The organism is Janthinobacterium sp. GW822-FHT07A03, assembly GCF_058798815.1.
This window is the reverse complement of record NZ_JBXAKW010000004.1, coordinates 292680-313398: the sequence shown is the minus strand read 5'-3', so window position 1 is coordinate 313398 and position 20719 is coordinate 292680. Positions and strand designations below refer to the sequence as shown.

19 protein-coding genes are annotated in these 20719 nt (G+C 63.4%); 13 read left to right on the top strand and 6 right to left on the bottom strand.

Features of this window, described 5'->3' with window-relative positions; translation table 11 throughout:
• Nucleotides 1-43 precede the first annotated feature (43 nt).
• Nucleotides 44-1810: a glutamine--tRNA ligase/YqeY domain fusion protein gene (locus AC1RJW_RS13750; RefSeq protein WP_493045404.1), complete on the bottom strand. Its 1767-nt coding sequence runs from the start codon at nt 1808-1810 to the stop codon at nt 44-46.
• Between the two features lie 162 nt (nt 1811-1972).
• On the opposite strand from AC1RJW_RS13750, the gene AC1RJW_RS13745 reads away from it, so the two are divergent.
• From AC1RJW_RS13745 to AC1RJW_RS13730, 4 genes are all read left to right on the top strand, one after another.
• Nucleotides 1973-2266, top strand: a complete 294-nt coding sequence (locus tag AC1RJW_RS13745; RefSeq protein ID WP_010395442.1) for a DnaJ domain-containing protein — start codon at nt 1973-1975, stop codon at nt 2264-2266.
• Between the two features lie 100 nt (nt 2267-2366).
• Nucleotides 2367-2879 (top strand): hypothetical protein, encoded by a 513-nt coding sequence (locus tag AC1RJW_RS13740; protein WP_152257247.1) that lies wholly within the window; start codon nt 2367-2369, stop codon nt 2877-2879.
• Complete coding sequence (locus tag AC1RJW_RS13735; RefSeq protein WP_101484148.1) at nt 2869-3660, top strand: hypothetical protein; 792 nt, start codon at nt 2869-2871, stop codon at nt 3658-3660. Before AC1RJW_RS13740 ends, AC1RJW_RS13735 begins: the two co-directional genes overlap by 11 nt.
• A gap of 19 nt (nt 3661-3679) precedes the next feature.
• Complete coding sequence (locus AC1RJW_RS13730) at nt 3680-4552, top strand: hypothetical protein (RefSeq protein WP_493045403.1); 873 nt, start codon at nt 3680-3682, stop codon at nt 4550-4552.
• A 30-nt stretch (nt 4553-4582) separates the two neighbouring features.
• On the opposite strand, the gene AC1RJW_RS13725 is transcribed toward AC1RJW_RS13730, so the two are convergent.
• On the bottom strand, nt 4583-5485 hold the full coding sequence (locus tag AC1RJW_RS13725; protein ID WP_493045402.1) for a LysR family transcriptional regulator: 903 nt from the start codon (nt 5483-5485) through the stop codon (nt 4583-4585).
• Between the two features lie 103 nt (nt 5486-5588).
• Between AC1RJW_RS13725 and AC1RJW_RS13720 the strand changes: the two genes are divergently transcribed.
• A complete protein-coding gene (locus tag AC1RJW_RS13720; protein ID WP_493045401.1) occupies nt 5589-6869 on the top strand; it encodes an MFS transporter in 1281 nt (426 codons plus the stop codon).
• A gap of 6 nt (nt 6870-6875) precedes the next feature.
• Here AC1RJW_RS13720 and AC1RJW_RS13715 read toward each other — a convergent pair whose 3' ends face one another.
• The gene (locus tag AC1RJW_RS13715; protein WP_493045400.1) at nt 6876-7514 is read right to left on the bottom strand and encodes a hypothetical protein; all 639 of its coding nucleotides are present in this window, start codon (nt 7512-7514) and stop codon (nt 6876-6878) included.
• A gap of 173 nt (nt 7515-7687) precedes the next feature.
• Here AC1RJW_RS13715 and AC1RJW_RS13710 point away from each other — a divergent pair, with 173 nt between their 5' ends.
• Complete coding sequence (locus tag AC1RJW_RS13710) at nt 7688-8014, top strand: hypothetical protein (protein WP_493045398.1); 327 nt, start codon at nt 7688-7690, stop codon at nt 8012-8014.
• Here AC1RJW_RS13710 and AC1RJW_RS13705 read toward each other — a convergent pair whose 3' ends face one another.
• A complete protein-coding gene (locus AC1RJW_RS13705; RefSeq protein WP_493045397.1) occupies nt 8015-8869 on the bottom strand; it encodes a LytR/AlgR family response regulator transcription factor in 855 nt (284 codons plus the stop codon).
• A complete protein-coding gene (locus AC1RJW_RS13700; RefSeq protein WP_493045396.1) occupies nt 8866-9984 on the bottom strand; it encodes a sensor histidine kinase in 1119 nt (372 codons plus the stop codon). Before AC1RJW_RS13700 ends, AC1RJW_RS13705 begins: the two co-directional genes overlap by 4 nt.
• Before the next feature lie 185 nt (nt 9985-10169).
• Between AC1RJW_RS13700 and ugpQ the strand changes: the two genes are divergently transcribed.
• Entirely contained in the window at nt 10170-10910 is a 741-nt protein-coding gene (gene ugpQ / locus AC1RJW_RS13695; protein ID WP_493045395.1) for a glycerophosphodiester phosphodiesterase, read from the top strand.
• Between the two features lie 3 nt (nt 10911-10913).
• On the opposite strand, the gene AC1RJW_RS13690 is transcribed toward ugpQ, so the two are convergent.
• Nucleotides 10914-12977, bottom strand: coding sequence for a TonB-dependent receptor domain-containing protein (locus AC1RJW_RS13690; RefSeq protein WP_493045394.1), 2064 nt, complete (start codon nt 12975-12977; stop codon nt 10914-10916).
• A 158-nt stretch (nt 12978-13135) separates the two neighbouring features.
• Between AC1RJW_RS13690 and AC1RJW_RS13685 the strand changes: the two genes are divergently transcribed.
• The 6 genes from AC1RJW_RS13685 (at nt 13136) to AC1RJW_RS13660 (ending at nt 20666) form a co-directional block, all read left to right on the top strand.
• Nucleotides 13136-13603, top strand: coding sequence for a Fur family transcriptional regulator (locus AC1RJW_RS13685; RefSeq protein WP_493045393.1), 468 nt, complete (start codon nt 13136-13138; stop codon nt 13601-13603).
• A 121-nt stretch (nt 13604-13724) separates the two neighbouring features.
• Complete coding sequence (gene alaS, locus AC1RJW_RS13680) at nt 13725-16337, top strand: alanine--tRNA ligase (protein WP_493045392.1); 2613 nt, start codon at nt 13725-13727, stop codon at nt 16335-16337.
• 237 nt (nt 16338-16574) lie between these two features.
• Nucleotides 16575-16802 carry a sulfurtransferase TusA family protein gene (locus AC1RJW_RS13675; RefSeq protein ID WP_010395510.1) on the top strand — a complete coding sequence of 76 codons (228 nt, stop codon included), beginning with the start codon at nt 16575-16577 and terminating at the stop codon, nt 16800-16802.
• 256 nt (nt 16803-17058) lie between these two features.
• Entirely contained in the window at nt 17059-17808 is a 750-nt protein-coding gene (locus tag AC1RJW_RS13670) for an electron transfer flavoprotein subunit beta/FixA family protein (RefSeq protein ID WP_034759884.1), read from the top strand.
• A 42-nt stretch (nt 17809-17850) separates the two neighbouring features.
• On the top strand, nt 17851-18783 hold the full coding sequence (locus AC1RJW_RS13665; RefSeq protein ID WP_086145064.1) for an electron transfer flavoprotein subunit alpha/FixB family protein: 933 nt from the start codon (nt 17851-17853) through the stop codon (nt 18781-18783).
• Nucleotides 18784-18875: 92 nt separating this feature from the next.
• Nucleotides 18876-20666 (top strand): acyl-CoA dehydrogenase, encoded by a 1791-nt coding sequence (locus tag AC1RJW_RS13660; protein WP_493045391.1) that lies wholly within the window; start codon nt 18876-18878, stop codon nt 20664-20666.
• Nucleotides 20667-20719 lie beyond the last annotated feature (53 nt).

Genomic DNA, 20719 nt, shown 5'->3' with positions numbered 1-20719 from the left:
AAAAAAACCGCCGCAGCGGTTTTTTCGTGGGTGATCCGGCGCCTTACTTGGCAGGCTGCCAGCTGTCTTTCAGGGTGACGATGCGGTTGAAGGCGGGCTTGCCAGGCTGGCTGTCGACCCGGTCGGCCGCGAAGTAGCCGTGGCGCTCGAACTGGAAGCGCTGTTCCGGCTGGGCCAGTTCCGCGCCCGGTTCCAGCCACGCCTGCACCACTTCCTTGGCCAGCGGGTTCAAGGCCAGCTTGAAGTCCTTGCCGCCCGCGTCCGGCTGCGGGTCCGTAAACAGGCGGTCGTACAGGCGTACTTCGGCGGGAATCGCCGTCGGTGCGCTGACCCAGTGCATATTGCCCTTGACCTTGTAGTTGGCGCTGCCTTCCGTGCCCGACTTGCTGTCCGGGAAATAGTTGCAATGCACGGCGCTCACTTTGCCGTCCGCATCCTTGTCAAAGCCCGTGCACTCGATCACGTAGCCGTAGCGCAGGCGCACACGGCTGCCCGGCTTGTCGTCGATCGGCGGATACAAACGGAAATAGCCCTTGTTCGGCACTTCCATGAAATCATCTTCCTCGATCCACAGCTCGCGCGAGATGGGGAAGGTGCGCAAGCCCCGTTCCGGGAAGTGCGGATGCACGGGCGCCGTGCACTCGACGCTTTCGCCTTCGGGGAAGTTGTCGATAATCAATTTCAAGGGGCGCAGCACGGCCACCGTGCGCGGCGCCTTCGGGTCCAGGTCTTCGCGCAGGCAACCTTCGAGCACGCTGTAGTCGATCCAGCCGTCCGATTTCGTCACGCCCGTGCGTTCGCACATCAATTGAATCGCTTCCGGCGTGTAGCCGCGGCGGCGCATGCCCACCAGGGTCGGCATGCGGGGGTCGTCCCAGCCGTCGACGATCTGTTCTTCCACCAGCTGGCGCAGCTTGCGCTTGCTGGTGACGATGTAGGTCAGGTTCAGGCGCGAGAACTCGAACTGGTGCGGCACCGGTTGCTGGAAGAAGCCGCCGGCGGCCAGGGTTTTCAGCAGCCAGTCGTAGAACGGGCGGTGGTCCTGGAATTCCAGGGTGCAGATCGAATGCGTGATGTTTTCCAGCGCGTCCGAGATCGGGTGCGTGTAGTCGTACATCGGATAGATGCACCAGGCGTCGCCCGTGCGGTGGTGGTGCGCGTGGCGAATGCGGTAGATGGCCGGGTCGCGCAAGTTCATGTTCGGCGAACTCATCGCATCTTCGCTCATCTTCGCGCGCAAGATGTGCTCGCCATCCTTGAACTGGCCCGCTTTCATGGCGCGGAACAGGGCCAGCGATTCGTCGCGCGGACGGTCGCGGAAAGGCGAATTCTTGCCGGCCTGGCCGAAATTGCCCCGGTTGGCGGCCATGTCTTCGGCGCTCTGGCTGTCTACGTAGGCAAAGCCGGCCGTGATCAGGTACTCGGCCATCGCGTACAGCTGGTCAAAATAATCGCTCGCGTAGTGCAGGTGGCTCTGGCCATCGGCAGTCTTCGGCTCCCAGTCAAAGCCCAGCCATTTCACGCTGTCCATGATGGTGTCGACGTATTCCTGCTCTTCCTTGGCCGGATTGGTGTCGTCGAAGCGCAGGTTGCACTGGCCGGCGTAATCGCGCGCCAGGCCGAAGTTGACGCAGATCGACTTGGCATGGCCCACGTGCAGGTAGCCGTTCGGTTCCGGCGGGAAACGCGTGATCACCTGGGGCAGGCCGGGACGCACGTGGGCGCCGGCAGCCAGGTCGGCTTCGATGATGTTACGCAAGAAATTGGGCGCCAGCGCTGGCGCGGCGGTATTCGGTTTATCGTTGCTCATTGATCAATGCGGAAGAGTGACAGTAAAAAGCATTTTACCGTACCGCAAGCGCTTTATAAGCACGTATTTGGCCCCATTTCCCAGCATGCAAGCGACGCCGGCGCCGTTCTATAGGATAATTCGCCTTTAATTAGCAAACAAAACGTGACCCCGGAGCCATTTATGGAAAATTTGTATAACGTCCTCGGTGTCGCGCCCAATGCCAGCGACGATGAAATCAAGAAGGTTTACCGTTCGCTGGCCATGCGCTTCCACCCCGACCGCAACCAGGCCCCCGGCGCCGAGGCGCGCTTCAAGAGCGTCACCAAGGCGTATGAAATCCTGGCCGACCCGGCCAAGCGCGCCGAATACGACCAGAGCGTGAACCACCGCATCATCATCGATCCGGAAGCGGAAGCCTATGCCCTGTGGTGCGGCGTGTTCCGCCTCCACGGCACGGTACTGCCGGCCGACTAAGCACGCTGGCGGCTGTTCGGTACAGTCCGGATGATTTGAAAAACAACAACAACGGCGCTTTTAATGTAACAGCGCCGCGCATCACATTGGAAAGCACAGCATGAGAAGAGTACACCCTGAATTCGCGTACCAGTCGCGCGAGCTGGAAGGCCAGATCGAAGGCATCCTCGGCGACCCGCCGAACCGCAAGAACTACAAGAGCATGGTCGACGCGCTGGTCGGCGAGTACGCCAGCGGCGGCGGCATCGAGGACGTGAACATGCTGGCCTTCGCGCTGGTCGATCACATCACCTTCAGCGACCCGAAAGGCTTGCTGGCGGAAAGCGAAGACTACGAGTTCGGCGACCCGGCCCGCGTGTTTTCCATGGCCGCCTGCGCCGCGCCGGAAGCGGCGAAGATGTACGCCGCCATCGAAGAGAGCTTCCCCGACCTGGCGCGCCAGGCCATCATCACGGCCTTCCTGCACAAGAATCCGCGCCTGTGGGACGACGACGACCAGTCGCTCGACCAGCTGGCCGCCAATGACGACGGCGACGACGAGCACGATGAAGACGAAGCCACCGACGATTTCGCCCAGATGTTTGACCAGGATGGAGATGACCATGGCCGATAACAAGGATGAACAAAAAAGCAACCTGCCTGCGCTGACGAAGCAGGTCACGGAATTGGTGCTGTCCGGTTCGCTGGGCCACGCCGAGCAGGCGTTTGCGGACGCGGCCGACCAGTACGGTGATCTTGCCGTGGTGGAAGTGCTGAGCGCCATCCCGCCGCAAGTGACGGCCCTGCACCTGGCCGGTTTCGACGGCGGCAAGATGTCGCTGGCGACCCTGCTGGTGCCGCCGAAAGCCTGGGCCGACAGCCTGGCCTTCATCGCCGCCACCTGGAGCGACGACCAGATCGAGGACGATCCGGAGCGCATCGCCGAATCGCTGTTCGCACACATCCACGGCGTGGTGTTTTCCACCGACGACGCCGAGCGCCGCCGCGAGCTGCTGCTGGAAGCATCCGCCACCGACTGGGGCGCCACGGCGTTCGCCATTTTGTTCTCGATGGCGCCGAAGGAAATCCTCGAAGTGGCGGGCGAAATCGTCATCAAGGGACCGTACGTGACGGGCGTGACGTCGTCCGACAACGACGTCGTGCCGCTGGCCATTGAGCTGGCGCAAGCGAATGAAGACGGCTGGGACCGTTCGCTGTTCGAACTGTTCCCCGACTTCCGCCACAGCGCCGACCTGGCCGACGCGGAATACTCGGACGACCCGGACGAAGAACCGACCATGTTGCAGCGCAGTACCAAGGAATTGCTGTACCGCCTGCGCAAGCAAGTGCCGAGCACGCGCAGCGCGCCGCGTTCCAGCACGCGCCGCAGCCTGGGCACGGGCATCTTCTCGTAATGAAAGCAGGGATCGACTAATGCTGCCAGCAATTGTTGTAGAGAATCTTCCGCGCCTCGTGCGCGCCATCAAGCTGCTGCCGGGCGACCCGCGCGAAGACGCGGCGCTGAACCTGGCCGATGAATTGACGGGCATCACGGCCATGGTGGCCGAGAAGTTCACGAATGAACGCACGGCCGACGGCATCCAGAAAGCGCTGTTCCTGACGGTGGGCGGCGTCTCGCTGGGCCTGGAGCAGGCCGTCACGCATGAGGGCGACCAGGCCGCCCTCGATTTCCTCGTCGAGCACGGCGCCGAGCACGCGTTCCAGGTGGGCTTTCGCCTGATCAAGGACCTGTCGCAGCTGCCGGAAGACGCCCTCGTGGGCGAATACGACCAGGACCCCGTCTACCTTGCGCGCCGTTTGCGCGAACTGTTCATCGACATTTGCCAGGCCGACCCGAACCAGAACTGGGCCGGCTATGAAAAGTATGCGTTGCAGTTGCAACAGCGCAAGGAAGTGCAAGCCGTCGTGCGCCTGGCCAGCTGGCTGCGCCGCCACCACGACAACGGCCCCGTCAGCGACAGCGACTTGAATGCCGAGGGCGTCATCGCCCTGGCCATCATCTTCGCCATCGAAGGCGGCGGGCGCATCGTTGCGCGCACGGGGCAAAAGGAGTTTGAACGCTTCGTGCGTTCCGTGCGCAAGAACAAGCCCGACTTCGAGGAAGGCTGGGCCGCCCTGGCGGCCAAGGTGCCCGTGCAGCACCACCCGGTGTTGCTCGACCGCATCGCGTCCTACCGCCGCAGCTGCACCGTGGTGCAGAAAATCCTCACGCGGGCCAGCATGAAGAGCCTGTTTGAGGACCTGGAGAATTACGCCGGTTCCGAGCTGGACGCCGACTACTCGTAAAGCAGTGCACGTAGGCCGGCGCCTGCCGGCCTACGCTCCCCCTTCCATGGCCGCTTCCTCGGCCAGCTTGACGAATGCCGCCACCAGCGGCGACGTCTCTTCTTCCCGTTGTGCAAGTAATAAACTGGTCGTCGCCTGCGGGTCGGCGATGGGGCGGTAGCACACGCCATCCATGCGGATGCGGTCGAACGAGGCGGGCAGCACCGAAATGCCGCAGCCGGCCGCCACCAGGCCGATGATGGTCGACGCCTCGCCCGCTTCCTGCGTGACCTGGGGCACGAAGCCGGCCGCCTTGCACAGGCGGAAGATCTGCGGATAAATCCCCGTGCCCGCATCCTTGGGATACATGACAAAGCCTTCGCCCGCCATGTCGGCAATGGCGATGCTGTCCTTGGCCGCCAGCGCGTGGGCGACGGGCAGCACGAGGAACAGCGGGTCCTGGCGCAATTCGGTGAGGCGGATGTCGTCCGGGTACGTCGTTTCCGGCGGGCGCACGAAACCCAGGTCCATCGTCCTGCCCGAGATCGCTACCAGCTGGTGCAATGTCGCCATTTCATGCAGGGTCAAGGTGACGTGCGGAAATTGCTGGCGGTAGCGGTTGATGACGGTGGCGAAGTAGGGTGTGAACGGCGTGGAAAAGGTAAAACCGATGCGCAATTCGCCCGCCTCGCCCCGCTGTGCCCGGCGTGCCGTGATGGCCGCCTGTTCCGACAGGGCCAGGATGCGCCGCGCATCGTCGAGGAAGAGTGCGCCTGCCTGCGTCAGCCGCACGGAGCGCTTGTTGCGTTCGAACAACTGCGCACCCAGTTCCCCCTCCAGCGCCTGGATTTGCTGGCTCAGCGGCGGCTGGCCGATGTGCAGGCGTTCGGCCGCGCGCGTGAAGTGCAGCTCTTCGGCAACGGCGACAAAGTAACGCAGGTGGCGCAGTTCCATATAAGTAATATTTTAAAAGTATGAGTTGGGCCTTGAATATATATTGGACGATATGAGTTGGCAATCCTAAGATGAAGACTCGCTTCCTTTCCGAAACACGGCCATGTCTGATTCATCGCTTGCCTTTGCCCCCGCCACCTCGTCTGCCATCCCGGTTTCTCCCGCCGCACCCGCGCCCCGCACGGCCATCGCCAAGGGCACGGCCGAATTCAAGCGCAGCAACCGCGCCCTGTTCTTCGGCGGCTTTTCCACCTTCAGCTTGCTGTATTGCATCCAGCCCCTGTTCCCGCTGCTGTCGCAGCAGTTTCATCTGACGCCCGCGCAAAGCAGCTGGTCGCTGTCCGTGTCGAGCGGCTTGCTGGCCATCTCCCTGGTGCTGCTGAGCGCCGTCTCGGACCGGGTGGGGCGCAAGCCGCTGATGGTGGCGTCGATGTTTTCCGCCGCAATATTGACGATCTTGTCCGCCTTCGCGCAGGATTACGCGCAACTGCTGGCCATCCGCGCCGCGCTGGGCATTGCCTTGGGCGGCATGCCGGCCGTGGCCATGGCTTACCTGGGCGAGGAAATCGAGGGGCCGTCGCTGGGACTGTCGATGGGCTTATATATTGCAGGCAGCGCGTTTGGCGGCATGTCGGGACGGCTGGTGGCGTCCATGCTCAGCGATTTCCTCTCATGGCGCTGGGCCCTGGGCGTGCTGGGCGTGGCCGGCGTGCTGGCGGCGGCGGAATTCTGGCGCAGCCTGCCCGCGTCGAAGAATTTCGTGCCCAGCACCAAAGGCTGGAATGCCTTGCCGCATGCCGTCAAGCAGCATTTTTCCGACCGGGGCTTGCCGTGGCTGTTCTGTCTGGCGTTCGTGCTGATGGGCTGTTTCGTCAGCCTGTATAACTACATCGGCTACCGCCTGCTGGCCGCGCCGTTCAGCTTGCGCCAGAGTACGGTCGGCTTGCTGGCGTTCCTGTACCTGATCGGCATCTTCAGCTCCGTCTGGGCGGGCCGCCTGGTGGACCGGTTGGGACGGCGGGGCGTGCTGTGGATCATGCTGTCGGTGATGCTCAGTGGCATTGTATTGACCCTGTTCGATTCGCTGCCGCTGATCGTCATCGGCATGGCGCTGGCCACGTTCGGCTTCTTTGCCTCGCATTCGATCGCCAGCAGCTGGGTCAGCCGCCGCGCCCGCGCGCCGCAGGCGCTGGCCTCGGCCTTCTATCTGCTGTTCTATTATTTGGGATCAAGCCTGATCGGTTCCGCCTCGGGCATGATGTGGGGCTTCGACGGCTGGACGGGCGTCATCATCATGCTGGGCCTGTGCCTGGGCGGCGGCGTGCTGATCGCCTTGCGCCTGCGCCATCTGCAGCCGCTGGGGGCGCGCGAAGCGGTGGGCTGAGCCCGGTTATTTGGGGCAGTTGCCGATCATCGTTTCCCCCTGCTTGCCCGCGCGCGTGGTCACGCACAAGGTGCCCAGCGCGCTGGTGATTTTATACGTGCGGCTGCCCCTGGCTTCATTCGCGCCCACTTCCTCGATCTTTGACGCCTCGTACCATTTCGGCGGCACGGCCGCGTAGGCTTCGGCAAAGCCTTGCTGCATGCGCTTGAAGCCCGTGTCGTCGAGTTTTTGTTCTCCCCGCTGCGGGAATTCCTTGCGCAAATCCTTGTCGATCTTGCCCACGTCGCGTTTGGCTTGCGCCAGGATGTCGGCGGCGCTGGGCGCTGGCGGCGCCGTGATCGCTTCCGGCGTTGCCGGTGCTGGCGCCGGCTCGGTAGCGGGCGGGGGCAGGGGGCGGCTGACTGGCGCCGGTATGGTTCGGCGCGGCACACGTTCAGCGGCCGGTTTTGCGCTGGGCAACGCTACGGGCTTGGGTGGCGCAGGGGCCGTGTAGCGCAGCCAGGCGATGGCCGGGCCCTGCGGCAAGTGCTCGTCAGCGGCAAGGCGGGGGCGCGACTGCAGCACGACATAGGCCAGCCCCGCGTGCAGCAGGACGATCAGCAGCAGACCGGGAGCGCGGCGGGGCAGGGGTGGCAGCGAGTTCATGGAGGGCGTGGTGGTTCAGGTACGCCAATGTATCTGAAGGATTTGATAATTATCTAGAATGTCACAAGCGCTTACAAAAAAGTGCCTCATGGAAATTTCAATGCCCTGGCCGCTGGCCGGGAACCCTGGGCCGGCCTGGCGATCCAACTCCAGATACCATGGGAGGACAGATCATGATGCAGGTAAAGGAAGTGGCACGGCGCTTTGGCGCCATCGAACACGCGATCGGCCAGGCGGCCCAGCTGTGCGGCAAGCAGCAGGGCATGCCGATGGACTTGAAGGATTGCATCAACCAGCTGGACCAGCAAAAGAGCGCCGTGCGGCAAGCCATCGACACGCACGACGATGCGCGCATCCGCCAGGCCGTCGACCAGATGGAATCGCTGGGCGACCGCGCCAAGCGGGCGTGCGGCACGGCGACCAGCGTGACGCCGGAAATGAAGAGCGCCGTGCTCAAGGTCCACGATGAATTATCGGACTTGAAGCACCAGCTGCACTAGCTACATCTGCCGGAACAGATGGGCATACAAGGGGCTGACGCGCAGCTGCGCCGGATGCTGGCGCAGGGTCAGTGACAGCTTGCCCGCCTCGTCGCGCACGGCCGTGGCGATGGCGCTGGCATTGACGATGGTGCCCCGGTGGATTTGCCAGAACTGTTGCGGGTCCAGCTGGGGCAGGAGTTCCTTCAGGCTCGTGCGTATCAGCGCTTCGCTGTCTTGGCACACGACGTTGATGTATTTGTCCAGCGCCTCGAAATACACGACGTCGGCCAGCGCGATCATGCGCACGCTGTTGCCGACGGCCGCCCGTATCATCTGCAGGCGCGGGGCGGGCGGCAGCATGGCTTGCAGCTGGCTCAGCAGACGGGCCATGTTGTCGTCGCCGGCGGACGCGGTGACGGCCGCCGTCACGGGCACCGCCGTGGCCGCCGTTGGCGTTGCTGTCCCGCTGGCGCCGGCGCTGTCGCGCAGGCGCTGCTGCAAGCGTTCCACCGTCTTGCCCAGGCGCGCATCGTTGACGGGTTTTAAGACGTAGTCGGCGGCCGCGTGCTCGAAGGCGGCCAGCGCGTATTCGTCGTAGGCCGTGACGAACACGATATGGGGGAAGGCGACGCCGTCCGGCCACTGTTCCGCCAGTTCCTCGGCCGCTTCCAGGCCCGTCTTGCCCGGCATCTTGATGTCGAGAAATAGTATGTCGGGCTGCAGCGCCAGGCCTTGCTGCAAGGCTTCCACGCCATTGGCGCAGGTGGCAACGATGTCGAGTTCCGGCCAGAGCCGGCGCAGGGCATGCGCGAGGGCGGCGGCGAGTATGGGTTCGTCTTCGGCGATCAGGGCGCGCGGGAGGGGGCTGGTCATGGCGTGGGGCTCGCGGTGGTGGAGTGAATCGGTAATTGAAGGCGGGCGACGACGCCTGCCGGTGTGTTGGCGGCCAGCACCAGGCTGGCGGCTTCGCCATGCATGCCGTGCAGGCGTTCGCGGATATTCGCCACGCCCAGCTGCGTGCCCTTGGTCTGGCCCGGATGGTCGAGGCCCAGGCCATCGTCGGCAACCGTCAGGATCAGCATGCCGCCGTCGGTGGACGCCTGCACGTGGATATGGCCGCCTTCGATCTTCGGCTCCAGACCGTGCTGGATGGCGTTTTCCACCAGCGGCTGCAGCAGCATGGGCGGCACCTTGATATCGCGCAAGGCCTCGGGCAAGTCCAGCGCAAAGGTCAGGCGCGCACCCATGCGTATCGACATCAGGCCCAGGTAGGCTTGCATCAGGGAAAACTCCTGCGCGAGGGTGGTGGACCCGGCACGGGAGGAGCTCAAAGTGGCGCGCAGGTACTGGATCAGCTGATCGAGCAGCAGCTGGGCGCGGTCCGGATCAAAGCTGATCAGGCCCTGCAGGTTGGCCAGGGTGTTGAACAGCATGTGCGGTTCGATCTGCGCCTGCAGCAATTGCAGCTGCGCCTGCATGGCCTGGCGCGCCACGGATTCGGCGCGGGCCTTTTCCTCGGCGGCCACCATTTGCAGGCGGGCAATCTTTTCGCGGCTGGAGAAGAACAGCACGGCGCCGCCCGTGGCCAGCAGGGTAAACACCAGCGTGCCCATCATCTGCGTGGGCAACAGCTTGTCGAAGCCGCCCACGTCCACGCCCGTCAGCCAGCCGAACAGGACCAGGCCCAGCATTTGCGCCACCGGCACGGAAATCAGGATGATGAGCATGAAGGGCAGGAATCTGGGCCGCTGGTCTGCGCCCCACAGCGTCAGGCGCATGCCGTCGATCAGCAGGAAGGCGATGGTGCCGATGCACATCGAGGCGACCAGGTTTTGTCCGAAATGGCTGCCCGGATTGAGGATGAAGGTAATGGCCAGCGCGCAGATCACGTTCAGCGCCAGCGCATAGCGCGCATCGTGCAGCATGCGGTAGTAGGGCGAACGGCGCTTGGCAGCTGGCGCGCCGGCGGAGGGGACGTGGGGTTTCATATAGTTGTCTGCTGGTAACGATGAGGCATTGTGTGCCAGCGCAGGCACGGGCGCAACAGGACTGCGACGAAACGGTCCGGGCGCGCCGCCATTCGCAGCGGCGCGTCGCCAAACGGGGCCGCTTTACTTTTCACGATGGGCGCGGGATAGTATGGCAAGACAGTCTTTGCTATAAAGGAAACCTCATGTGGCCCTATCCACGCACCCTGGCGCACCGCGGCGGCGGTACCCTGGCGCCTGAAAACACCCTGGCCGCCCTGCGCTGCGGCCTGGCCTACGGCTACCGCGCCGTGGAATTCGACGTCATGCTGGCATCCGACGGCGTGCCCGTCGTCGTGCATGACCCGGAACTGGGGCGCACGGTGGCCGGCAGCGGCCCCATCAACGATTACACGGCCGCGCAGCTGGGGGCCATGGAGGCGGGCGCCTGGTTCGGTCCGCAGTTTGCGGGCGAGGGCGTGCCCACGTTCGAGGCCGTGGTGGACTATTGCAAGGCGCAGCGCATCTGGATGAATATCGAGATCAAGCCGGCGCCCGGCTTCGACGTGCCTACGGGCAAGATCGTGGCGCGGGCCACGCGCGATTATTTCGCGAAGGAAATTGCTGCAGGAGAATTATTGCCGCTGCTCTCGTCGTTCAGCATCGCCGCCCTGGAAGCGGCGCGCCAGGCGGCGCCGGAACTGGCGCGCGGCTGGCTGGTCGAACAGATACCGGACGACTGGGCGCGCACGGCGAAGGAACTGGATGTGGTGGCGCTCCATTGCGACCACCAGCAACTGACGCGGGAACTGGCGCGAGAGGTAAAGGAGGCGGGATACGGGCTGTTCTGCTATACCGTCAACACGCCCGAACGGGCCAGCGAGCTGCTGGCCTGGGGCGTGGACGGCTTTTGCACGGATCGGATCGACCTGATCAAGCCGTCCTGAGGATTAAAACGTGACGCGCATTCCCACAGTCAAGTTGCGCCCCGTCAAAGGTGCCGCATTCTTGATGAAGGAAGTATGGCTGTACGCCAGTTCATTCGTCAGGTTGTTTGCCTTGATGTAGAACTGGGCCGGTGTCGTGCCGATGCGCGTGTCGTAGTTGGCGGACAGGTTCAGCATGTTGTAGCCCGGGGTTGCCGTTTCGAACGCGGCCACCTTGTCCTGCTTACCCACGCGGTAGAACTCGGCCACGCCGCTCCACGCCTGCCAGTTGGCATCGAATTTCACGCCAAAACGCTGGGCGGGGATGCGCGGCAGGTTATTGTTGCCATCCGCGCCGCCGTCGGCCAGCTTGGCCCGCACGTAGTCGCCGAACACGCTGGCGCCGAACATGGGGTTCAATTGCTGGCGCACTTGCCCTTCCACGCCCGTGAACGTGGCGTCGCGCTGGGCGTACTGGATCAGCTGGAAGCCTTCATGGCTGTCCAGCGTGCTGCCGAAGATGTAGTTATCGACCTTGTTGCGGTAGGCACTGGCCGAGAAGGTCGTGGCGCCCGCATATTTGCGCAAGGTCAAGTCGATATTGTTCGACGTTTCCTTGCCCAGGTTTTGATTGCCCAGCTCATACGTGGCCGTGGCCATGTGCACGCCGTGCGCATACAGTTCCTCGGCGCTGGGCAGGCGGTGCGTGCGGGAAATGGTCGAACCGAGCGAGTACTGGGGCGCGAATTTCCACACGGCGCCCAGCGAGACCGACGTGCCCTTGGCGCTGCGGTCTTGCAGGGTGGCGCTGTCCACCGTGATGTCTTGCCACTCGTGGCGCAAGCCCGCTTCGAAGCGCCATTGGTCCAGCTTGTATTCTTCCACCAGGAAGGCCGCGTGTTTCTTCGTTACCGTCGGCGCCACGTACGCTTCCTCGCCCAGGGCGGAGAAGTCGCGCTTCGACGTTTGCAGGCCGACAACGCCGCGCCAGCCGAAGACGGGATGGTGTTCCATTTCCAGGCGCGCGTCGTGGCCCTTGTTTTTAAATGTGGTGGCGATTTCCGTGCCTTCGATTTCATCGTGCTTGTAATCGGTGAACGACGCGCGCAGGCGCAGCTTGGCGAAGCCGGGCACGGGGTCGCGCAATTCGCCGCGCACATCCCAGCGCTCGCTCTTCAGCTTCACGTACGGCACGCTGCCGTGCTCGTGGTCATGCTCGTCTTCACCGCCATGGTCGTGACCGTCGTGGCCGCCGCAATGCAGGTGGGTACCGTGCGGGTGGCAGCTTTCGAATTCGTGGTTGTGGCCAGGCAAGCCGTATTCCGCATGCTGGCTGGTGAAGGCCAGCCCCAGGAAGCCCCGTTGACCCACCCACGACACGCCCACGCTGCCCGTGTCCGTCTTGTTGTAGCTGCCGGCCACTTTGGAACCGCCTTCCCAGCCGCTGCCGACCTTGTATTCCTTCGCATCGCGCTTCACGCCTTCCGCGTGGAAGGCGATGTTGCCGGAGCCGCCAGTCACTTCAAAGGCGCCCGCCTTGTCGCGCGCGGCCGAGTTGGCGCGCACTTCCGCGCTGCCTTCGAAGCCTTTGGCCGGTACGCGCGTGGGGATTTTCTTGTCGATCACATTGACGACACCGCCGACGGCGCCGCCGCCGTAGGCCAGCGCGGACGGGCCGCGCAGCACTTCAATCTGTTCCGACAGCATCGGTTCAGCCGCGACGGCATGGTCGGGGCTGATGGTCGAGGCGTCCTGCACTTCGGCGCCGTCGGACAGGATCTTTACACGGGGGCCATCCATGCCGCGGATGATGGGGCGGCTGGCGCCGGCGCCGAAATGGCTGGAGGTGATGCCGGGCTGGCCCGCCAGGGTTTCGCCCAGGGTCGCTTCGCGGGCGCGCACCAGTTCCTCGCCTTCCAGCACGGTCACGGGGGTGCTCATGTCGTCGCTGCCCAGGGCCAGTGCGCTGGCCGAGACGGTGACGGCAGGCATGGTGGCTGCCTGTTGCGCCAGGGCGCCGGCAGGGGCGGCAAAGGCCAGCATGATGGCCAGGGCGAGGGGAGTGGGTTGGTGAGGACGGACGGACATGGGCAAGAATTCCTTATGAGCTATCGGTGTTGGCAGGGTTGGGGCAGTGCATGAACAGGAAATAGCCTGCCCTAAGATGATAATGATAACCCATTATCATTACTGTGTGACAGTTTTTCCGGGCGGTAGATGCAGGCGGATGGTGTATTCTGTCGGCTATGGAACGCACAACACGTCAAAAAACCGCTATTCAAGCCGCCATCGAGTCGGCCCAGCGCCCCCTGTCGGCGCAGGAAATCCTCGAACAGGCCAGCTTGCAGGTGACGCAGCTGGGCATCGCCACCGTTTACCGCAACTTGAAATCCCTGGTGCTGGAAGAAAAGGTACACGTGGTGACCTTGCCGGGCGAAAACCCGCGCTATGAGTCGAACACGGCCGCCAATCACCACCACCACCATTTCCAGTGCACCACGTGCCAGCGCGTATTCGACGTGCATGATTGCCCGGGCGACTTGAAGCGCATGGCGCCGCAGGGTTTTGTTGTCGAACGCCACGAACTGACCCTGTACGGCCGCTGCGCCGACTGCAATGCCGCCGCCGGCGCCGTCCCTGCCGTTGCGGCGGGCGCCGCGGCCAAGGTCGCACCTGTCCCGCACGCCTGCGCCAGCGGCCACGACCCGGCCTGAACGGGCTGGGCTGCATCCGTGGGCAGGCTTGCAACAATGCCGCCCGCCCGGCGTCAATTCCCGTAGCCATATCACGTATAATCTTCCCTTTAAAGCTGCCGCCACTCTTTGCCAAAAAAACATGAAATCATCTGAAATCCGCGACAAGTTCCTCAAATTTTTCGAGTCCAAGGGCCATTCCATCGTCCGTTCCAGCTCCCTGGTGCCAGGCAACGATCCGACCTTGCTGTTGACGAACAGCGGCATGGTGCAGTTCAAGGATGTGTTTACGGGCACGGACAGCCGTCCGTACACGCGTGCCACCTCCGTGCAGCGCTGCGTGCGCGCCGGCGGCAAGCACAACGACCTGGAAAACGTCGGCTACACGGCGCGCCACCATACCTTCTTTGAAATGCTGGGCAACTTCAGCTTCGGCGACTATTTCAAGCGCGACGCGATCCAGTACGCGTGGGAACTGCTGACCAAGGTGTACGGCTTGCCTGCTGACAAGCTGACCGTCACCGTGTACATCGAAGATGACGAAGCGTACGACATCTGGGCCAAGGAAATCGGCGTGCCTGTCGAGCGCATCATCCGCATCGGCGACAACAAGGGTTCGCGCTACGCTTCGGACAATTTCTGGCAGATGGCTGACACGGGCCCATGCGGTCCGTGCACGGAAATCTTCTACGACCACGGCGCCGACATTCCTGGCGGCCCGCCGGGCTCGCCTGACGAAGACGGCGACCGCTTCATTGAAATCTGGAACCTCGTGTTCATGCAGTTCAACCGCGACGAAGCGGGCGTCATGCACAAGCTGCCGAAGCCTTGCGTGGACACGGGCATGGGCATGGAGCGCCTGGCCGCCGTGCTGCAGCACGTGCATTCGAACTATGAAATCGACCTGTTCCAGCATTTGATCCGCGCCGCCGCGCGCGAAACGGGCGCCACGGACCTGGAAAACAAGTCGCTGCGCGTGATCGCCGACCACATCCGCGCCGCCGCCTTCATGATCGTCGACGGCATCATTCCGGGCAGCGAAGGCCGCGCGTATGTGTTGCGCCGCATCATCCGCCGCGCCCTGCGCCATGGCCACAAGCTGGGCCAGACGAAACCGTTCTTCTACAAGCTGGTGGCCGATCTGGCCATCGAGATGGGCGGCGCCTATCCGGAGCTGGAAGAAGTCAAGGACAACGTCGCCAGCATGCTGAAGGCCGAGGAAGAGCGTTTCGGCGAAACGCTGGAAACGGGCATGAAAGTGCTGGAAGCGCAGCTGGCCAAGGATGCCACGGGCATCGACGGCGCCACCGCTTTTACCTTGTACGAAACCTACGGCTTCCCGCCGGACCTGACGGCCGACATCTGCCGCGAACGCAACATCAGTTTTGACCAGGCCGGCTACGACGCGGCCCTGAAGGAAAGCCAGGAACTGTCGCGCAAGGGCGGCAAGACGCACAAGGACAGCAAGGTCGAGTACACGGGCGAGAAAAACAAATTCGTCGGCTACGACCAGTTGACGTTCAGCAGCAAGGTCGTCGCGCTGTACGCGGCCGGCACGCCGGTGCAGGAATTGAAGGCGGGCCAGGACGGTATCGTCGTGCTCGACACCACGCCGTTCTACGCGGAATCGGGCGGCCAGGTGGGCGACCAGGGCGTGATCGCCTCGGGCGCCGGCAGCTTTGCCGTCAGCGATACCTTGAAAATCCAGGCTGACGTATTCGGCCACCATGGCGTGCTGGAATCGGGCGTGCTGAAGGTGGGCGACGCCGTCTCGGCGCAAGTCGACACGGCCAAGCGCGCGCGCACGATCCGCAACCACTCGGCCACGCACCTGATGCACAAGGCCTTGCGCGAAGTGCTGGGCAGCCACGTGGCGCAAAAGGGTTCGCTGGTCGACCCGGACAAGACCCGTTTCGACTTCAGCCACAATGCGCCGATGACGGCGGAGCAGATCGCCGCCGTGGAAACGATTGTCAACAAGGAAATCCTGGAAAACCGCGCCACGCAAGCCCATTTGATGTCGTTTGACGATGCCGTCAAGCATGGCGCGATGGCCCTGTTCGGCGAGAAATACGGCGACGAAGTGCGCGTGCTCGACATCGGCAGCTCGAAAGAGCTGTGCGGCGGCGTCCACGTGCAGCGCACGGGCGATATCGGCCTGTTCAAGATCATCGGCGAAAGCGGCGTAGCCGCCGGCATCCGCCGCGTGGAAGCGGTGACGGGCGAGGGCGCGCTGGCGCTGGTGCAGACCATCAACCGCCGTCTCGTCGAAGCGGCCAACGCCCTGAAGGCGCAGCCGGAAGAATTGACGGCCCGCATCGGCCAGGTGCAGGACCACGTGAAGGCGCTGGAGAAGGAACTGGCCGCGCTGAAATCGAAACTCGCGTCGGGCCAGGGCGATGAGCTGGTCACGCAAGCCGTCGATGTCAATGGCATCAAGGTGCTGGCGGCCGTGCTGGACGGCGCCGACGTGGCCCGCCTGCGCGAAACCATGGACAAGCTGAAGGACAAGCTGAAGACGGCCGCCATCGTGCTGGCCAGCGTGGCCGACGGCAAGGTCAGCCTGATCGCCGGCGTGACGGCGGACGCGACTGGCAAGGTCAAGGCGGGCGAGCTGGTGAACTTCGTTGCACAGCAAGTGGGCGGAAAAGGCGGCGGACGCCCCGATATGGCGCAAGCGGGCGGCACCGATCCGAGCGGCCTGGCGAACGCCCTGGCCGGCGTGCCAGCCTGGGTCGGCGAACGCGCAAAATAAGGCGTAAGCTAGAAGGCATGCGGGGTTTTCGCCCCACAGCCCCTTGAAAACGGCCCGCAGACACGGTTTGCGGGCCGTTTTGCCGTGTGGAATCTCGTTGTGACACCACAACAGCCGATGAACTATTTTGGTGCAGCGCGTCAATGCCCCTGATTTAGAGTAGTATGTCGAAAATCAGTACAACAAAACAATGGTGGGATATTGATGATGAGCGACACACTACTTGATACCGAGATTATGGAATTTCACAAAGAACTCGACGCGCGCGGCTTGAATTGCCCGTTGCCGATTCTGAAGGCGAAAAAGGCTTTGTCAGAGCTGCAGAGCGGGGAAGTGCTGCGCATCATGGCAACCGATCCCGGTTCCGTGCGCGACTTCCAGGCTTTCGCCAAGCAAACGGGCAATGCCCTGCTGTCGCACGTGCAGACGGGCACCGAATTCGTCTTCCTGATGCAACGCAAATAATTCTGCCAGCCGGGGCCGCCGTGGCGCGGCCTGCTTGACCGCTTGCCGTGTGCGTCATTTTCATGCCCTTTTGCTGCCCTGCAGCGTAGCGGCAGACTCCCCTGAAATCCTCGAAGCTGCACAGTTTAGATGGATTGCTCTAACAAAAAATCGCACGATCGTGCTTAAATTCGGTTCAGGATTCAAATTTCTCTTATAATCGAACGCACAATCAGCACTTGATCCGTCATTTTTATAATTTCCCAAAGGCATAGCTATGAAAGTCTTGGTACCCGTCAAACGCGTGGTCGACTATAACGTCAAAGTCCGCGTCAAGAGTGACGGCACTGGCGTCGATACCGCCAACGTCAAAATGTCGATGAACCCTTTCGATGAGATCGCGCTGGAAGAAGCGATGCGCCTGAAAGAAGCTGGCAAGGTCACTGAAGTGGTCGCCATCTCCTGCGGCGTGACGCAGTGCCAGGAAACCCTGCGCACGGCCATGGCCATCGGCGCCGACCGCGGCATCCTGGTGGAAACGACGACCGAACTGGAACCGCTGGCCGTCGCCAAGCTGGTCAAGTCCCTGGCCGAGAAAGAGCAGCCGCAACTGATCATCCTGGGCAAGCAGGCGATCGATGACGACAGCAACCAGACGGGCCAGATGCTCGCTGCCCTGCTGGGTTGGCCGCAAGCCACGTTCGCTTCGAAAGTCGTGCTGGAAGACGGCAAAGTCACCGTCACGCGCGAAGTCGACGGCGGCCTGGAAACCCTGGCATTGACCTTGCCAGCGATCATCACCACCGATTTGCGTTTGAACGAGCCACGCTATGTGACCTTGCCGAACATCATGAAGGCAAAGAAAAAGCCGCTCGAGACCGTCAAGCCGGAAGATCTGGGCGTCGACGTTGCGCCACGCCTGAAGACCCTGAAAGTCGTCGAGCCAGCCAAGCGCTCGGCCGGCATCAAGGTACCGGACGTCGCCACCCTGGTCGCCAAGCTGCGTACCGAAGCCAAAGTCATCTAAGCGCGGCCTCGCCGTTTATCCAGAACAATTACAGGACACATCATGGTCGCATTAGTTATTGCTGAACACGACAACGCTACCTTAAAGGGCAGCACCCACCACACCGTGACCGCGGCTGCCCAGTGCGGCGGCGACGTGCACGTGCTCGTCGCAGGTTCGAACGCCTCGGCTGCCGCCGCTGCCGCCGCGCAAATCGCCGGCGTGACGAAAGTCATCGTGGCCGACGCGCCATACTTTGCCGACGGCCTGGCCGAAAACGTGGCCGAGCAAGTGCTGGCCATCGCCGGCAACTACAGCCACATCCTGGCGCCAGCCACCGCCTACGGCAAGAACATCCTGCCGCGCGTGGCCGCCAAGCTTGACGTAGCGCAAATCTCGGAAATCACCAAGGTCGACTCGCCTGACACCTTCGAGCGCCCGATCTACGCCGGTAACGCCATTGCCACCGTGCAATCTGGCGACAAGGTCAAGGTCATCACCGTGCGCACCACCGGTTTCGACGCCGCTGCCGCCACCGGCGGTTCGGCTGCCACGGAAACCGTCGCTGCCGTTGCCGACAATGGCAAATCGGCCTTCGTGGGCCGCGAACTGGCCAAGTCCGACCGTCCTGAACTGACCGCCGCGAAAATCATCGTGTCGGGCGGCCGTGGCATGGGTTCGGCCGAGAACTTCCACATCCTGGAACCGCTGGCCGACAAGCTGGGCGCCGCCATGGGTGCTTCGCGCGCCGCCGTCGACGCCGGCTTCGTGCCGAACGACTGGCAAGTGGGCCAGACGGGCAAGATCGTCGCGCCATCGCTGTACATCGCCGTCGGCATCTCGGGCGCGATCCAGCATCTGGCCGGCATGAAAGACTCGAAGACCATCGTCGCCATCAACAAGGATCCGGAAGCACCGATCTTTGCCGTGGCCGACTACGGCATCGTGGGCGATCTGTTCGAGATCGTGCCGCAACTGGTCAAAGAACTGGGTTAAGTCGCACCCCTTCCGGTTTTGTTACTGACAAAGCCACGCCGGCCCGCCCCACACGGCGAGCCGCGCGTGGCTTTTTTCTTGGAGAAAAGAAGATGAGCTATCAAGCCCCGCTGAAAGACATGTTGTTCGTGATGAACGAACTGGCCGGCCTGGCCGAAATCCATACCTTGCCTGGCTGCGAAGACGCCACGCCCGACACGGCCGAAGCCGTGCTGGAAGAAAACGCCAAGTTCTGCGGCGGCGTGGTGGCCCCCTTGAACGGCCCCAGCGACAAGGAGCCGAGCTTCTGGCACGACGGTCAGGTGACCACCTCGAAAGGCTTCAAGGAAGCGTTCAAGGCGTATGGCGAAGCGGGCTGGCAGGGCGTGCAGCATCCGACGCAGTTCGGCGGCCAGGGCTTGCCCAAGCTGCTGGCCACGCCCTGCATCGAAATGCTCAATTCGGCCAGCATCTCCTTCGCTTTGGTCGCTCTGCTGTCGGATGGCGCCATCGAAGCGCTGCTGACGGCCGGCAGCGACGAACAGAAGGCCACGTATCTGGAAAACCTGGTGTCGGGCAAGTGGACGGGCACCATGAATCTGACGGAGCCGCAGGCGGGGTCCGACCTGGCCGCCGTGCGCACGCGCGCCGTGCCGCAGGGCGACGGCACCTATAAAGTGTTCGGCACGAAGATTTTCATCACGTACGGCGAACACGACATGGCGGAAAACATCGTCCACCTGGTGCTGGCCCGCACGCCGGACGCACCGGCCGGTGTGAAAGGCATTTCGCTGTTCATCGTGCCGAAATTCCTCGTCAACGCGGATGGCAGCCTCGGTGAGCGCAATGACGCGCACTGTGTTTCCATCGAGCACAAGCTGGGCATCAAGGCCAGCCCCACGGCCGTGCTGCAGTTCGGCGACCATGGCGGCGCCATCGGCACCCTGGTGGGCGAGGAAAACCGCGGTCTCGAATACATGTTCATCATGATGAACGCGGCCCGCTTCGGCGTGGGCTTGCAAGGCATCGGCCTGGCCGAGCGCGCCTACCAGCAGGCCGTGGCGTTCGCCAAGGACCGCGTGCAGTCGCGCGACCTGGCAGGCTCGCCTGGTCCGGTCTCCATCATCCACCACCCGGACGTGCGCCGCATGCTGATGTCCATGCGCTCGCAGACGGAAGCGGCGCGCGCGCTGGCCTACGTGGGCGCGGCCATCAGCGACGTGGCGCACCACCATCCGGACGCCGACGTGCGGGCGGAAAGCCTGGCGACGTATGAATACCTGGTGCCCGTGATCAAGGGCTGGGCCACGGAAATGTCGCAGGACGTCACGCGCGACGGCGTGCAGGTGCATGGCGGCATGGGTTTCATTGAGGAAACAGGTGCTGCCCAGCATTACCGCGATGCCAAGATCCTGACGATCTACGAAGGCACGACGGCCATCCAGGCGAACGACCTCGTGGGCCGCAAGACGGTGCGCGACGGCGGCGCCGTGGCGAAAGCCATCATCGCCCAGGTGCGCGCCACGGAAGCCCAGCTGGGCGAGCTCTCCGGCGCCGACTTCCAGGCCATGCAGCGCCACCTGGCCGAAGGCAGCGCCGCGCTGGAAGCGGTCGTGGAATATGTGGTGGCGAACATGAAGACGGACATCAAGGCCGTGTTCGCGGGCAGCGTGCCGTATCTGAAACTGGCCGGCATCGTGCTGGGCGGCTGGCAAATGGCCCGCGCGGCCATCGTGGCGCAGCAAAAGCTGGGCGAGGGCAGCGGCGACGCTTCGTTCTACAAGGCAAAAATCGCCACGGCGCGCTTCTTTGCCGACCACATCCTGTCGCAGGCACCCGGCTTGCGCGCCACCATCATCGACGGCAGCGCGGGCGTGATGGCCTTGTCGGAAGAGCAGTTTTAAGTTGACGCGGGGCCGGCGGGAGCCGGCTGCATGCAAAAAAAGCGCTGGAGACT